This window comes from Promicromonospora sp. AC04 (genome assembly GCF_003058225.1).
Classification (GTDB): domain Bacteria; phylum Actinomycetota; class Actinomycetes; order Actinomycetales; family Cellulomonadaceae; genus Promicromonospora.
Genome location: NZ_QBUG01000019.1, coordinates 1 through 11,796, shown reverse-complemented (window position 1 = coordinate 11,796; position 11,796 = coordinate 1). Strand labels below are relative to the sequence as shown.

General features: G+C 70.9%; 18 protein-coding genes. 10 read left to right on the top strand and 8 right to left on the bottom strand.

Going from position 1 to position 11,796, the window contains the following annotated elements; translation table 11 throughout:
- Nucleotides 1-26: 26 nt before the first annotated feature.
- The 3 genes from C8K30_RS29860 to C8K30_RS29850 all read right to left on the bottom strand — a co-directional run bounded on the left by C8K30_RS29860 (nucleotide 27) and on the right by C8K30_RS29850 (nucleotide 1,861).
- Nucleotides 27-572 carry a hypothetical protein gene (locus tag C8K30_RS29860; RefSeq protein WP_108496543.1) on the bottom strand — a complete coding sequence of 182 codons (546 nt, stop codon included), beginning with the start codon at nucleotides 570-572 and terminating at the stop codon, nucleotides 27-29.
- A 124-nt stretch (nucleotides 573-696) separates the two neighbouring features.
- The gene (locus tag C8K30_RS29855; RefSeq protein WP_146197655.1) at nucleotides 697-1,104 is read right to left on the bottom strand and encodes a hypothetical protein; all 408 of its coding nucleotides are present in this window, start codon (nucleotides 1,102-1,104) and stop codon (nucleotides 697-699) included.
- A 157-nt stretch (nucleotides 1,105-1,261) separates the two neighbouring features.
- The gene (locus C8K30_RS29850; RefSeq protein WP_108496541.1) at nucleotides 1,262-1,861 is read right to left on the bottom strand and encodes a DUF4291 domain-containing protein; all 600 of its coding nucleotides are present in this window, start codon (nucleotides 1,859-1,861) and stop codon (nucleotides 1,262-1,264) included.
- Between the two features lie 89 nt (nucleotides 1,862-1,950).
- On the opposite strand from C8K30_RS29850, the gene C8K30_RS29845 reads away from it, so the two are divergent.
- Both C8K30_RS29845 and C8K30_RS29840 read left to right on the top strand, forming a co-directional pair.
- On the top strand, nucleotides 1,951-2,445 hold the full coding sequence (locus C8K30_RS29845; RefSeq protein ID WP_108496567.1) for an NUDIX hydrolase: 495 nt from the start codon (nucleotides 1,951-1,953) through the stop codon (nucleotides 2,443-2,445).
- Nucleotides 2,446-2,634: 189 nt separating this feature from the next.
- Nucleotides 2,635-3,153: a GNAT family N-acetyltransferase gene (locus C8K30_RS29840; RefSeq protein WP_158281172.1), complete on the top strand. Its 519-nt coding sequence runs from the start codon at nucleotides 2,635-2,637 to the stop codon at nucleotides 3,151-3,153.
- A gap of 71 nt (nucleotides 3,154-3,224) precedes the next feature.
- Here C8K30_RS29840 and C8K30_RS29835 read toward each other — a convergent pair whose 3' ends face one another.
- Nucleotides 3,225-4,427 carry a GTP-binding protein gene (locus C8K30_RS29835; protein ID WP_108496539.1) on the bottom strand — a complete coding sequence of 401 codons (1,203 nt, stop codon included), beginning with the start codon at nucleotides 4,425-4,427 and terminating at the stop codon, nucleotides 3,225-3,227.
- 145 nt (nucleotides 4,428-4,572) lie between these two features.
- Between C8K30_RS29835 and rpmB the strand changes: the two genes are divergently transcribed.
- The 6 genes from rpmB (at nucleotide 4,573) to rpmF (ending at nucleotide 5,996) form a co-directional block, all read left to right on the top strand.
- On the top strand, nucleotides 4,573-4,809 hold the full coding sequence (rpmB, locus tag C8K30_RS29830) for a 50S ribosomal protein L28 (protein WP_108496538.1): 237 nt from the start codon (nucleotides 4,573-4,575) through the stop codon (nucleotides 4,807-4,809).
- Nucleotides 4,809-5,114 carry a 30S ribosomal protein S14 gene (gene rpsN, locus C8K30_RS29825; protein ID WP_108496537.1) on the top strand — a complete coding sequence of 102 codons (306 nt, stop codon included), beginning with the start codon at nucleotides 4,809-4,811 and terminating at the stop codon, nucleotides 5,112-5,114. The genes rpmB and rpsN overlap by 1 nt, the downstream gene beginning before the upstream one ends.
- A 61-nt stretch (nucleotides 5,115-5,175) precedes the next feature.
- Nucleotides 5,176-5,298: a type B 50S ribosomal protein L36 gene (ykgO, locus tag C8K30_RS29820; RefSeq protein WP_020013141.1), complete on the top strand. Its 123-nt coding sequence runs from the start codon at nucleotides 5,176-5,178 to the stop codon at nucleotides 5,296-5,298.
- 16 nt (nucleotides 5,299-5,314) lie between these two features.
- The gene (locus C8K30_RS29815) at nucleotides 5,315-5,620 is read left to right on the top strand and encodes a type B 50S ribosomal protein L31 (protein ID WP_108496536.1); all 306 of its coding nucleotides are present in this window, start codon (nucleotides 5,315-5,317) and stop codon (nucleotides 5,618-5,620) included.
- The gene (rpmG, locus tag C8K30_RS29810; protein ID WP_108496535.1) at nucleotides 5,620-5,787 is read left to right on the top strand and encodes a 50S ribosomal protein L33; all 168 of its coding nucleotides are present in this window, start codon (nucleotides 5,620-5,622) and stop codon (nucleotides 5,785-5,787) included. The genes C8K30_RS29815 and rpmG overlap by 1 nt, the downstream gene beginning before the upstream one ends.
- Before the next feature lie 41 nt (nucleotides 5,788-5,828).
- A complete protein-coding gene (rpmF, locus tag C8K30_RS29805) occupies nucleotides 5,829-5,996 on the top strand; it encodes a 50S ribosomal protein L32 (protein ID WP_108496534.1) in 168 nt (55 codons plus the stop codon).
- A gap of 133 nt (nucleotides 5,997-6,129) precedes the next feature.
- On the opposite strand, the gene C8K30_RS29800 is transcribed toward rpmF, so the two are convergent.
- Nucleotides 6,130-7,401: an ATP-grasp domain-containing protein gene (locus C8K30_RS29800; protein ID WP_108496533.1), complete on the bottom strand. Its 1,272-nt coding sequence runs from the start codon at nucleotides 7,399-7,401 to the stop codon at nucleotides 6,130-6,132.
- A 310-nt stretch (nucleotides 7,402-7,711) separates the two neighbouring features.
- Here C8K30_RS29800 and C8K30_RS29795 point away from each other — a divergent pair, with 310 nt between their 5' ends.
- Nucleotides 7,712-8,245 (top strand): VOC family protein, encoded by a 534-nt coding sequence (locus C8K30_RS29795; RefSeq protein WP_108496532.1) that lies wholly within the window; start codon nucleotides 7,712-7,714, stop codon nucleotides 8,243-8,245.
- A 171-nt stretch (nucleotides 8,246-8,416) separates the two neighbouring features.
- On the opposite strand, the gene C8K30_RS31755 is transcribed toward C8K30_RS29795, so the two are convergent.
- Nucleotides 8,417-9,460 (bottom strand): LacI family DNA-binding transcriptional regulator, encoded by a 1,044-nt coding sequence (locus tag C8K30_RS31755; RefSeq protein WP_199230768.1) that lies wholly within the window; start codon nucleotides 9,458-9,460, stop codon nucleotides 8,417-8,419.
- A 107-nt stretch (nucleotides 9,461-9,567) separates the two neighbouring features.
- On the opposite strand from C8K30_RS31755, the gene C8K30_RS29785 reads away from it, so the two are divergent.
- Nucleotides 9,568-10,581 (top strand): zinc-binding dehydrogenase, encoded by a 1,014-nt coding sequence (locus C8K30_RS29785; protein ID WP_108496531.1) that lies wholly within the window; start codon nucleotides 9,568-9,570, stop codon nucleotides 10,579-10,581.
- Between the two features lie 134 nt (nucleotides 10,582-10,715).
- Here the strand turns inward: C8K30_RS29785 and C8K30_RS29780 are convergent, their stop codons facing one another.
- Nucleotides 10,716-11,216, bottom strand: a complete 501-nt coding sequence (locus C8K30_RS29780) for an SRPBCC family protein (protein WP_108496530.1) — start codon at nucleotides 11,214-11,216, stop codon at nucleotides 10,716-10,718.
- 1 nt (nucleotide 11,217) lies between these two features.
- Entirely contained in the window at nucleotides 11,218-11,601 is a 384-nt protein-coding gene (locus tag C8K30_RS29775) for a helix-turn-helix transcriptional regulator (RefSeq protein ID WP_108496529.1), read from the bottom strand.
- Nucleotides 11,602-11,796 lie beyond the last annotated feature (195 nt).

The window sequence follows — 11,796 nt, the reverse complement described above, 5'->3', positions numbered from 1 at the left end:
CGCGATCACACCGACGTCGGCCGCGGTCACCGTCGATAGGAGTCCGGTGCGCCGTCCTCATGAATGAGGCTTGAGCTGGTTGCCAGCGCCTTGACGCCCATGCGGGCTCTCGCCGCCGCATAGAAGGCGTCGCGGGCACGGCGAAGTTTGAGTGCCTGAACGCCCCAGCCATCGAGGTCAAACTCCGAGTCAGCGCTACCGCGAGCAAACTCTTCCATTCGCTTGGCCGCGGCGCGCATCCGGCGGGCTGCATCGACCGTATCGGCGTCTGCGAGGAGGCAGAGCTCCTCCCACGCGTCAGTCACTGCCCGGTCGAGCTCTTCGCTGGAGAGCCGGGCAAGGCCATCTACGGGATCAACCTTGGGCGTAGTGGCACCGGGCCGCCGACCGGCCGTGATCCCGGCGATCAGTTGCGAGTACCTGCGGAGCGCCCTGCTGTATCGGAGGCAGGCGTCGTAGAACCGTTCACGGCGCCACCGCGCGGCGTCCGTGACCATGGTCGTGGCCAACGTCCCGACCACTCCAAGTGTCACGCCGATGAGGGCAGGCAACTGCGTAAGGAGGGCATCCACAGCGACAGGATCACATAACGCCCGAGTCGGGCATAGCGGCTGATCTGCGGCAACGCCGGAGCAGGTTCGGTCTTCACTCCTGCTCAGAAGCGTTCAGCATGGAAGTGACCTCAGGACCCACAGTTCAGGGCTCGGCGGCAGGCCGCCCGCGGATCTCGGCGAGCAGCCGCCACCCGAGACCGTCGAACGCCCCCTGATGTCCCGAGTGCAGCGCGCCGTAGAGCTCCTCGGCCGCATCGCGCGCGACGTCGGCCGTGACGGCGTCGACCAGTCCGTCCGCCTCGGCGGCGTCCAGTTCCTCGACGTCGACGATTCCCGCGCCCTCTGCCGAGCACCAAAGGTCCAGCTCCAGATCGAGGAACGAGAACTGCTCGTCGCACGCCGCGGCGACGTCGACCGATATCCACGGGGAGGTCCAGTGGTCGGCCGGCGGCTCGGGGGCCGGCGCCCAGCACCATGCGACGAACCACCCACCCGACTCTGGGAGCGGCTGCGCGGGAAAGAACTGCACGCCGTCGGCCGGCTGCGTCAACGGAAAGCCGTCAGACCCGACAACCTCGGTGCCCGCAGGGCTGAACAGCCACACACCTTCAGGCCCGCGATGGACGACCCGTGAAGCGTGAGTCTTCCGGGAACCGTCCAGCTTGACCTTGCGACTGCGCACCGCTCGACCCAACGGACGACGATCGTCATTCATGCATGACCTCGTCCGCCCTGATCCGCGCCGCCACCCCTACCGGAAGGGCGTACGGCACCTCCTCGGGCAGCTCAGGCGCCCCGCCACCAGCCAGCTCGCCCCGCCAAGCAACGACCCGGTCGGTGATGTCCTCCAGCCTGACCACCCACTCGTCCACGTACGCGTCCACCGCCGCTCCGCCGATCCCGACCTGCAGCGACCGGTACTGCAGCGCGCTCCCGGACGGTGTGCGCTCCGGATCCCACTGGACCCGCACGGGACTGTCCGACTTCTGCGCGGCCCACGCCGCGGCGTCGGCGTGCAGCGTGGGGTCGAAGTGGCTCAGCGCGGCCATACCGAGCGCCCGCTCGAAGCCCGCGCGCGACATGCGCACCGCCAGTACGCGCTCCTGGCCGGGCTTGGTCGCCCAGCCACTGCGGTACATCATCCAGCAGAACGACGGCTTGACCCACGTCATGCGCTCGCGCTTGAACGGTGGGACGAACCGGCCGGCTCGCAGGGCGGCGTCGGCGATCGCGGGCGGGTAGGCCTGGTAGACGGTGATCGTGTCGGCGTCGTAGGCGGCGCGCACCTGCCGCTTCGGAACGTTCATGGAGCGTGACGGTACGCGCCCGGCCCGGCGTCGGCCCAAGGAAATTGGTGCGCTCAGGACGCGGCCCGAACGCCACTATCGTCGAGCGGGTGAATCTGCTCCCCTTCGACGAATATGTCGCATCGCTCCCCCGCAAGCGCATGTCCGCAGGCGTCCTGCTGTACGACGACGAGGGCCGGGTCGTACTGGTCGAGCCGTCGTACAAGGCGACATGGGACATCCCCGGCGGAGTGGTCGACGACGGTGAGTCGCCCTGGCACGCCGCCTCCCGTGAGCTGGCCGAGGAGCTCGGTCTCGTACGCGAGCGAATGCGCCCCCTGGTCATCGACCACGTCTCAACCACGGATGACGGCGCGCCGGAAGACGTCGCCTGGGTCTTCGACGGCGGCCAGATCCGCGACCACGACCTGGCGACGCTCCGTCTCGACGATCCCGAGGTCGTCTCGGTCGGCCTGTACCGGCTGGACCAGGTCAGGGGCGGAACCAGCGACCGGCTCGCCCGCCGTCTGGCCGTCGCCCTCGCCGCCGCGCAGGACGGCACCGGACCCGTCCTGTGCGACGACGGAGTCCCGACCCAGGCATGAAGCGCGCCGGCCAGAACGCTCGTGGGCGGGGTGTGTTGCGCTGAGTAGACGATGTCTACTGGCAGCAACACACTCCGCCGAGTAACTGTCTCCCCGAGAGGCGAACGGGCACCGGACCAATCCGGACCAGCCCCAGCCGAGCAGCCGCGGTCGGCGTCGACGGCCTCGAACGTCCTATACCTTGAGCCCGTGCCCGACCTCCTGATCGCCCAACGCCACCCGGCCCACCTCGACCGGGTCGTGGAGGCACTCCGACTCGTCCACGAGACCGACCACTACCCCATGGTCTGGCCGGACGACCCGATCGCCTGGCTCACGCCCGCGGGCATGCTCGACGCGTGGATCGCCCTGGCCGACGACGGCACCGTGGTCGGCCACGTGATGCTCGTCGCCGGGGACAACGTCGAGCACGCCGACCAGCTCGCCGCGGCCGCCGGGGTCTCGATGACCGGGCTCGCGGGCGTGGGCCGCCTGTTCGTCACGCCCAAGGCGCGCGGCACCGGGGTGGCCGCCGCCCTCCTGGAGCGGGTCGAGGACACCCCCTCCCGGCGCGGACGCCGGCTCGCGCTCGACGTCGTGGACGACGGCGGCCAGGCGATCCGCCTGTACGAGCGGCTCGGCTGGGTCCGCGTGACCACGGGCCCGGCGAGCTGGACCGGCCCCGACGGCGTCCGCCCCCAGTCGGCCGCCTACCTCTGCCCCCGCTGACCCGTTGAGGGCGGGATTCTCGCCCGGTCAGGACGACCCGACCGGGCGAGAATCCCGCACTCAACAGAGGCTCAGACGGACCGGGCGCCCAGCCAGGGCGCCAGGTGGTCCTTGCGCCAGAGCCACTCGACGCCGTCGGCCAGCTCGTCGGGCGTGCACAGCGCCTCGTGGAAGGCCTCACGCAGGAGTTGCCGGACGTCGCGATCCCCGGCGCCGCCGGTCCCGCCGGCATCGGCCACCCCCACGACCACGATCCGCGTATGCGGCGCGGTCCCGGCGCATACCTCCGACCACGGCCCCAGGTCCGCGACGGCGAGCTGCCCGCCCGCACCGTCCCACAGGCACGCGAGACCGGGCCGGTCAGCGACGTGGAACACGCCGCGGGCGCGCACGTCGCCCGCACCGAGCGTCTCGATGCGGTCCAGCAGGCGCTCGGGGTGGAACGGCAGCGCCGAGCGCAGCTCGAGCGTCCAGCTCCGGTCCTCGGGCACGCCGCCGGAGCCGGTGAAGACCAGCGCCCCGAGCGGGTGAGCCCGGCGCTCGGCACGGACGGAAGAGTGGGTCCCAGCTGCAAGGTCCGCGGCCGACAGCGCGTGCAGCCCGTCCACGCGCCGCGTCCCGGCGCCACGCAGCCGGTCCAGCAGGCCCGACGCCGTCGCCCACCGCGCGGCCTCGAACGACTCGACCAGCGAGGACTCAACCCGCGCAGTCCCGACCGGCGAAGAGCTCGTCACCACCAGGTCCGCCTGCTCGATCTGGGCCGCGAGCGCCTCCCCCACTGAGCGGTCGTCGTCGGCGGTGAGCTCCAGGCCTCGTTCGACGAGGGTGTCGTCGCCGAACAGGTCGTGCTGGAGGGTGTCGGCGTCGACCATCACAAGCGAGGTGGCGATGCGGGTGTGCGCGAGCCTGCCGCCGGGCGCGGTCTCGACCGCGAGGGCGCGGGCGGCGGGCAGGGGTTCGGCGCTGACGGGGAGCGCGAGCAGCACGTGGGACCAGCGGCTGTCGCGGGCGAGGCGCGCGATGGTTGGCACGGCGTCCTCGCGGACTGCGCAGGACAGGCAGGCGTGCTCCAGCGGCACCAGGACGTCCTCGACGACGCCGGTGGCGTCGAGCACGACGCGCCGCAGGTAGTCCGTGTGGATGTCGTGCCGCACCGCGACGCCGCCCGGGCCGTCCATGAGCAGGCCGAACAGCGCGGAGTCGCGCAGCACGGGATCGGTGCTGGTCAGGACGCTCACCGGGATGATTCCGCGGCTTTCTCTGGTTCGGTACATGCTGCCTCCTCGCCCGGGCTCGGCCCGGAGTCTCGCCGGGTCCAGCCCGGAATAATTGATAACCGTTCTCAGTTCTGGTTCACTGTAGCGCGATATGAGAACGGTTCTCACCAGCGGCGGCAAGTCCGTCGCAACAGGAGGTCATGTGTCAGCCAGATGCCAGGTGCTGGGCACCGTGCCGGGGTTCGGCCACTCGGTCTCGCACTCCCACGTGCGCACCAAGCGGCGGTTCAACCCCAACATCCAGAAGAAGCGCTACTGGGTCCCGTCGCTCGGCCGCAACGTCACGCTGCGAGTGAGCGCCAAGGGCATCAAGACCATCGATCGCAGGGGGATCGATGTGGTTGTCGCCCAGATCCTGGCCCGAGGGGAGAAGGTCTGATGGCCAAGAAGTCGAAAATCGCCGCCGACGCCCGACGCCGCGAGGTTGTCGCCCGGTACGCCGAACGGCGCGCTGAGCTGCGGCGCACCCTGCGGAGGCTGGACCTGCCCGACGTCGACCGACTCGCCGCCGCCCGCGAGCTGGCCAAGCAGCCGCGCGACGCCAGCCCGACGCGGCTGCGCAACCGCGACGTCGTCGACGGGCGGCCCCGCGCCTACTCGCGGAAGTTCGGGCTGTCCCGTATCAGGCTGCGCCAGATGGCCCACCGGGGCGAGCTGCCCGGGGTGACCAAGTCCAGCTGGTGAGGCCCGGGCCGCCCGGCCACGGCGGCCCAGCAACCAGCCCCCAGCGACGAAGGAGTGACACATGAAGGTTCGCGCATCGCTGCGTTCCCTGAAGGACAAGCCCGGCGCCAAGGTCGTGCGCCGGCACGGCAAGACATTCGTGATCAACAAGCTCAACCCGCGCTGGAAGGCGCGCCAGGGCTGAGCGGAGGGAGCAACTCATGAAGAACATCCACCCCACCTACGGCCCCGTCGTCTTCCGGGACGCGAGCGCAGGCTTCACGTTCCTCACCCGCTCGACGCTCGCGGGCGACACGGACTCCGGCCCCGGCCGCCCGACGGCCACCATCGAGTGGTCCGACGGCAACACCTACCCCGTGGTCGACGTCGAGGTCAGCAGCGCCAGCCACCCGTTCTGGACCGGATCGGCCCGCGTGGTCGACACCGCCGGACGCATCGAGAAGTTCCGGCAGCGCTACGCCAACCGTGGCAACACCAGCAACAAGAACAGCAAGGGTGGTAACTGATGGCCTCGCGCGTAGACCTTCGACCCGTCATCAAGCTGCGCTCGACGGCGGGCACCGGCTTCACCTACGTGACCCGCAAGAACCGGCGCAACGATCCCGACCGGCTCGTCCTGCGCAAGTTCGACCCCGTCGCCCGCCAGCACGTCGAGTTCCGCGAGGAGCGCTGACCCCGCGCTCCTGACGGAACGCCGACAGAGAGGAGGCCGCCATGGCGGTCCCCAAGAGGAAGATGTCCCGGTCGCGCACGCGGTCCCGACGCTCGCAGTGGAAGGCCCTGGTGCCCGACCTCGTCGCCGTGACCGTGGACGGGCGCCAGGTCAGGATCCCGGCCCGGCTGGTACCCGCGGTCCGGCGCGGCCTGGTCGTCCCGGACTGACTCCGCGCGCATCACGCGGAGCGATCGACGCCCCGGCGCGGAAAGCGCCGGGGCGTTCGTTGTGGGCGTGATCGTTGCGAATATGCGTCCGATTTAGGCGCAACGGTCACGCCCACAACCATGAATCGCTCGGTCAGTGGGCGGGCAGTGCCGCGCCGACCACGATTTTCAGCCCCGTCGCGAGCTCGTCGGCCCAGGCCTTCGCCTGGTTGCCCGACGGGTCCGCCACCAGGACGTGCCCGATCCGCTCGTTGTTGTCGCCCGGCCGCACCTCGCGGTCGGGCGACGGCGTCTCGTGGCTGAGCACACGGTCGTCGTCGCCCAGGCGCTCCGCGCCGCGCACCTCGCGCACGACACCGTCGGCGTCGGCCAGCAGGAACGTGACCGCCGCGCTGGCCGCCACCGGCAGACCCGGTACCGGCTCGCGGCCGAGCGCCAGGTCCACCAGCACCTGCAGCGGGTTGAAGCCCGTCACGAGGCGCACCAGCTCGAAGATGTAGCCCCCGCCCTGGCGGGGGTTCAGCTCGATCAGCCGCGGCCCGACGGCGGTGAGCCGCACCTCGGTGTGGCTGATCCCGTGCGTGAGGCCGACAGCGTCGAGCACCGCGACGACGTGCCGCTCGATCGCGTCGCGCTCGTCGGGCGCGAGCGGGGCCGGGAACAGGTGCCCCGACTCGACGAACCCGGACCCCGCCTCGACGCCGGGTTCGGCGACGGACTTCGCGGTGATGCCGAGCACCCGCGTGACGCCGTCCCGGGTCACCGACTCCACGCTGTACTCCGGACCCTCCACCACCCGCTCGAGCAGCGCGAGCCGCTCCAGCGGCTGGTCCCGGGTGTTGCGCTCGGGCCCGGTCGCCTCGGCGAAGGCCACGGCAAGACCCGCCTCGTCCACGACCTTGCACACCCCGGTACCGGAGTTCATGTCGACCGGCTTGACCACGAGCGGGTAGCCCAGGCTCGCGGCAGCCTTGCGAGCGTCGTCCCAGGTGGACGCCACCGCGAACGGCACGTCCGGCACTCCCCCGGCCGCGAGCGCCCGGCGCACCAGGTGCTTGCGCGTCGCGGTGTGCAGCACGTCGGCCGGCGCCCCGGGCAGGCCGAGCTCCTCGGCGACGAGCGCGACGGCCGGGAGGTAGTAGTCGCAGGTCGTCAGCACGCCGTCGATCCGCCGTCGGGCCGCCACCTCGTGCGCGACGGCGACGAGCGCGGCGTCGTCGTTCGTCTCCGCGATGATCACATCGGAGGCGAGCGCCAGGACGGGGTGGAGTTCGCCGTCGGGTTGGCGATACAGGTTGGGGTCGCGGGTGACCAGGACGTACCGGTGGCCGGCGTCGCGCAGGAGGGGCGGGAGCATCAGGCCGGTGGACTGCAGCCAGCTCTCGATCATCAGCAGGTCGGCCACGTCAGCACGCCCCGCCCACAACAAGGCAGCCGACGAAAGGGCTAACGAGAGTCGTTCTCAACATGGCGCACAGCCTGCCACGGATCGCCGGGTCGGGCTGACCGGGGTTGTGGATATCTCAGGCCGGGACGTCCGCCCGGGGAGACACTACGAATTGGGACTGTGTTGCGGTGCGTAGACATTGTCGACTCTGCGCAACACACTCCGAACCCGTGGTGTCTCCCCCGCTCGTCGTGAGCAGGACAGGAACAGACCTCTTCTCGCCCTACGGTCGGTTGCACCGATGGAAACGCTTCGAGAGGACCTCACGATGACCCACCGGACAGACACCACCCCCGCTGGCTATACGACCGTCGCCCCGTGGGTGGTCACCGACGACACCGGAGCGTTCCTCGACTTCGTCACGTACGCGTTCGAGGGTGAGGAGCTGGCGCGGGTCGCGACCGAGGACGGCCTGATCGGGCACGGCGAGATCAGGGTCGGCGACACGGTGGTGCTGGCGTTCGACCGCCGTCCGGACTGGCCGGTCATGCCGAGCCTGCTGCGGGTCTTCGTGGCGGACGCCGACGCGGCGTTCGCCCGGGCCGTGACGGCGGGCGCCACTGTCGTCACCGCGCTGGACAACAACGCCTTCGGTCAGCGCGGCGGACGCATCAGGGACCCCTTCGGCAACATCTGGTGGGTCGTCAGCCACGTCGAGGACGTCGCGGAGGACGTGATGTGGGAGCGGCTGCAGGATCCGGTCTACGCCGAGGGGATGCGCGTGGCACAGGAGACGCTCGATGCCGAGCTGAGCGGGCGGCAGGAGGGACGCAGCAGCGCGCCCGTGGCGCCGGACCTCTGACGCGCAGCACACACGTGGCGCCGTCGGACCTCTGACGAGGGCCGGGCCGGGCTTCGGCTGCGCAGGGTAGAAACCCTGGTCCTGGAAGTGTGTTGCTCTGAGTCGACAACGTCTACTCCCAGCAACACACTCCGAATTCGTAGGGTCGCCCCGTGAAGCGTCCGACGTTCGTCAGGCCGACTCGCGCCGGACGACGCGCGACGGGCTCGACGGCCACTCGCCCAGCTCCAGCCCGATCGCTCCGCGAGCGGCGCGGCGCCCGTACGCTGCGGCGTCGATCCGGACCGTGGTGAGCGCGGGACGCCAGAGCGCGCCGTACCGGCTCTCGTCGAACCCGATCACGGCGAGGTCCGCCGGCGCCTCCAGCTCGAGGTCCGCCATCGCGCCGAGCACCAGGAACGCAACGTCGTCGTTGAATGCGGCGATCGCCGAGACTCCCGGGTGCTTCTTGCGCATCCCCCGGAGCTCGGCGGCTGCCGCGGCCCGGTCACTCCCCAGCCGGATCACCGGCGGCTCCGGCAGGCCGAGCTCGGCCGCCGCCGTCCGCGCGTAGTCGAGCCGCAGCGCCGCTAGGCGGGCGTACGGCCCACCCTCCGGGAGCGCGACGGCGATCTCCCGGTGGCCCTGCTCGACGAGGTACCGGAGCTGCGTCTGGCTGTGCGCGGCGAGGCCGTGCGCCCAGCCGCCCTCCCAGTCGGCGACCCCGGCCCTGTCGGCAGCGCCCGCCCCGCCACTGGCACCGCCAGCCCCGTCACCGGCGTCGGCCCCGTCACTGGCAGCGCCAGCCCCGTCACCGGCGTCGGCCGCGGCGGGGGCGTAGGCAGAGACCGGGTCGAGCACGGCACGTGGAGCGATCGTCTCGAGCAGCCCCGCAGGAAGCGCGCCGGCACGGTGGCCCCGGACGACCAGCAGCGTGTAGCCGTGCTCCCCCAGCTCGGTCTCCAGGCCGTCGATGAAGCTCTCCAGGCTGTGCCCGGCGGGCCCGGACCCGGTGCTGAGCAGCACCGTGCGGGACGTGCCCTCACGCAGCGCCCGCGCGATCCGGTGGGGCGTGTAGCCCAGGCGCGCGGCGGCGGCCAGCACGCGCTCGCGGGTGGCGGCGGAGATCGTCTGCCCCGAGGTCCGGTTGAGCACGAAGCTCACCGTCGCCGACGAGACGCCGCTCTCCCGGGCCACGTCCTTGAGCGTCGCACGACTGCCGGAGGGGATGCTCACAACGCCGTAGCCTAGTTGAACTAATTCGATTTAGCGATTAGTGTCCGACGTGGCGGCCAGCACTTCGGAACGGCTGCCCAACGAGTCCGAGAACCAGGGAGAGCACCATGAAGTCCGTCCACGTCACCGCGCCGGGTACCAACAGCTGGGTCGAGGTGGAGCAGCCGCCCGTGGGACCCCAGGACGTGCTGCTGCGGATCAAGGCATGCGGCATCTGCGGCTCGGACGCGCTGTACTCGCAGGTCGGCGGCATCCCGCCGCGCCAGGGCGCCACCCCGCTCGGCCACGAGCCGGCCGCGGAGGTGGCCGAGGTCGGCTCCGGCGTTTCGGGCGTCGAGGTCGGCGACCACGTGGTCATCGACACCATGGCGTTCACCGACGGCCTCCTCGGCTCCGGCGGCGCCCAGGGCGCGCTCACGGAGTACGTCCTGGTGCGCGACTTCGAGCCCGGACGCCAGCTCAAGGTCATCCCGCCGCACATCCCCTGGCAGGTCGCGGCGCTCAACGAGCCCATGGCGGTCGCCTACCACGCCGTGAACCGGACCGAGCCGAAGCCCGGCGACAAGGTGGTCGTGTTCGGCGCCGGCCCGATCGGGCTCGGGGCCGTGCTCGGCTACCGCCGCAAGGGCGTCGAGCACATCGTCGTCGTGGACATCATCCCGTCCCGCCTCGACAAGGCCCTGAAGATCGGCGCGGACGCGGTGATCAACTCCGCCGAGGAGGACGTCGCCGCGCGCCTCGTCGAGCTGCACGGGGACGGCGCGAGCACGCACGTGCGCGGCGTGCGCCCCGGCACCGACATCTACCTCGACGCGGCCGGCGCACCGCCGGTCCCCAAGACCGTGACCAGCATCGCCAAGCACGGTGCGACCTTCGGCGTCGTCGCGGTGCACAAGAAGCCCGTCGAGCTCGACTTCGGCAACATCCTGACCACCGAGCTGAACCTGGTGTGGGCGATGGGCTACCCGACCGAGATCTTCGAGGTCACCGACGACATCGTCGAGAACTGGGAGAAGTACGCGGTCATCGTCAGCGATACCCTCCCCTTTGACCAGGCCCTCGAGGCGCTCGACCTCGCGCGGACGCCCGGGGCCGCCGACAAGGTGGTCGTCACCTTCTGAGGAGAGACCGTGCCGCTGACGACCCCCTGGATCGCCGACGCGTGAGGTAACGGAGAAGGAGCCAGTGCCGTCTCTCAGTTACCTCACGCCGGGCGCACGGTCTCTCCGACGAGCTCCCACCACTGACCTGCGAGCTACTGACCTGCGAGCTCGACGGCCAGCTCCTCCACCAGGTCGTAGCCCTCCTGCATGCCGCCCTCCATACCCGTGGCGATGATCATGTCGCGGACCTCCTTGCTGGAGACGACAGTGCGGACGGTGAGCGTGGTGCGGCCGTCGTGCTCGGTGAGCGTGTAGTGGTTCAGGCTGGGCTCGGAGTCGCCGTCGGGCATGCCCTCGAACACCTCGGTGTGGACCAGGTGCCCGGGCGCCTCGATCTCGCGGTACTCGCCGTGGAACGCGACCTCGAAGCCCTCGTTCGCGGTCATGACGTAGCGCCATGCCCCGCCGACCCGCAGGTCGACGGCGACGTCCGTCACCGTCCCACGCTGCCCGGCCCACCAGCGCCTGATCAGGTCGGGCTCGGTGAGCACCTGCCACACGAGGTGGCGCGGTGCGTTGAACTCCCGGGTGACCAGGAACTCGGTGTCGGTCGGCAGCGTCAGGACGGCGCTGCCCTTGGTCGTGGTGGTCATGTCAGTCTCCTCTTCCGGTTTCCGCTTCGGTCTCTGCTTCTGCTGCCGACTCGGCTGCCGCGTGGGTGAGCTCGTCGAGCACGTCGTCGACCAGGTCGAACCGCTCGTTCCAGAGGCGCTCGTACTGGGCGACCCAGGCGTGGACGGCGCGCAGCGGCGCCCCGTTCACCCGGTACAGCCGACGGCGTCCGTCGTCGCGCACGTCCACCAGCCCGACCTCCCGCAGGACCCGCAGGTGCTTGGACACCTGCGGCTGGGCGAGCCCGAGCAGCTCGGTCAGGTCGCCCACCGCGAGCTCGCCGCCGGCCAGGGCGTCGAGGATCTCGCGGCGGCGCGGCTCGGCCACCGCGTTGAACGCGTCTGTGGTGGTCGCTGCTCGTGCCATGCTTCAAACATATACCCATATGGGCATGCGTCAAGGCCGCGCGACGCACCCGCCTCGGGGAGACAGGTAGCGGCCGGAGTGTGTTGCTGACAGTAGACAATGAGCCTTTCCCGGTAGGCCTCTGGCCTGCGGGAATGAGCGCGGGACTCCGGTACAAAGGGTGTCGTTCCTGACAAGAGCGACAACCAGAACCGG

What these genes read in the sequence shown, in the direction of transcription:
- C8K30_RS29850 (WP_108496541.1), bottom strand. Translation starts at nt 1,861, where the DNA reads ATGAACGTTCCGAAGCGGCAGGTGCGCGCCGCCTACGACGCCGACACG.
- C8K30_RS29835 (WP_108496539.1), bottom strand. Translation starts at nt 4,427, where the DNA reads ATGTACCGAACCAGAGAAAGCCGCGGAATCATCCCGGTGAGCGTCCTG.
- rpsN (WP_108496537.1), top strand. Translation starts at nt 4,809, where the DNA reads ATGGCCAAGAAGTCGAAAATCGCCGCCGACGCCCGACGCCGCGAGGTT.
- ykgO (WP_020013141.1), top strand. Translation starts at nt 5,176, where the DNA reads ATGAAGGTTCGCGCATCGCTGCGTTCCCTGAAGGACAAGCCCGGCGCC.
- C8K30_RS29815 (WP_108496536.1), top strand. Translation starts at nt 5,315, where the DNA reads ATGAAGAACATCCACCCCACCTACGGCCCCGTCGTCTTCCGGGACGCG.
- rpmG (WP_108496535.1), top strand. Translation starts at nt 5,620, where the DNA reads ATGGCCTCGCGCGTAGACCTTCGACCCGTCATCAAGCTGCGCTCGACG.
- rpmF (WP_108496534.1), top strand. Translation starts at nt 5,829, where the DNA reads ATGGCGGTCCCCAAGAGGAAGATGTCCCGGTCGCGCACGCGGTCCCGA.
- C8K30_RS29795 (WP_108496532.1), top strand. Translation starts at nt 7,712, where the DNA reads ATGACCCACCGGACAGACACCACCCCCGCTGGCTATACGACCGTCGCC.
- C8K30_RS29785 (WP_108496531.1), top strand. Translation starts at nt 9,568, where the DNA reads ATGAAGTCCGTCCACGTCACCGCGCCGGGTACCAACAGCTGGGTCGAG.
- C8K30_RS29780 (WP_108496530.1), bottom strand. Translation starts at nt 11,216, where the DNA reads ATGACCACCACGACCAAGGGCAGCGCCGTCCTGACGCTGCCGACCGAC.
- C8K30_RS29775 (WP_108496529.1), bottom strand. Translation starts at nt 11,601, where the DNA reads ATGGCACGAGCAGCGACCACCACAGACGCGTTCAACGCGGTGGCCGAG.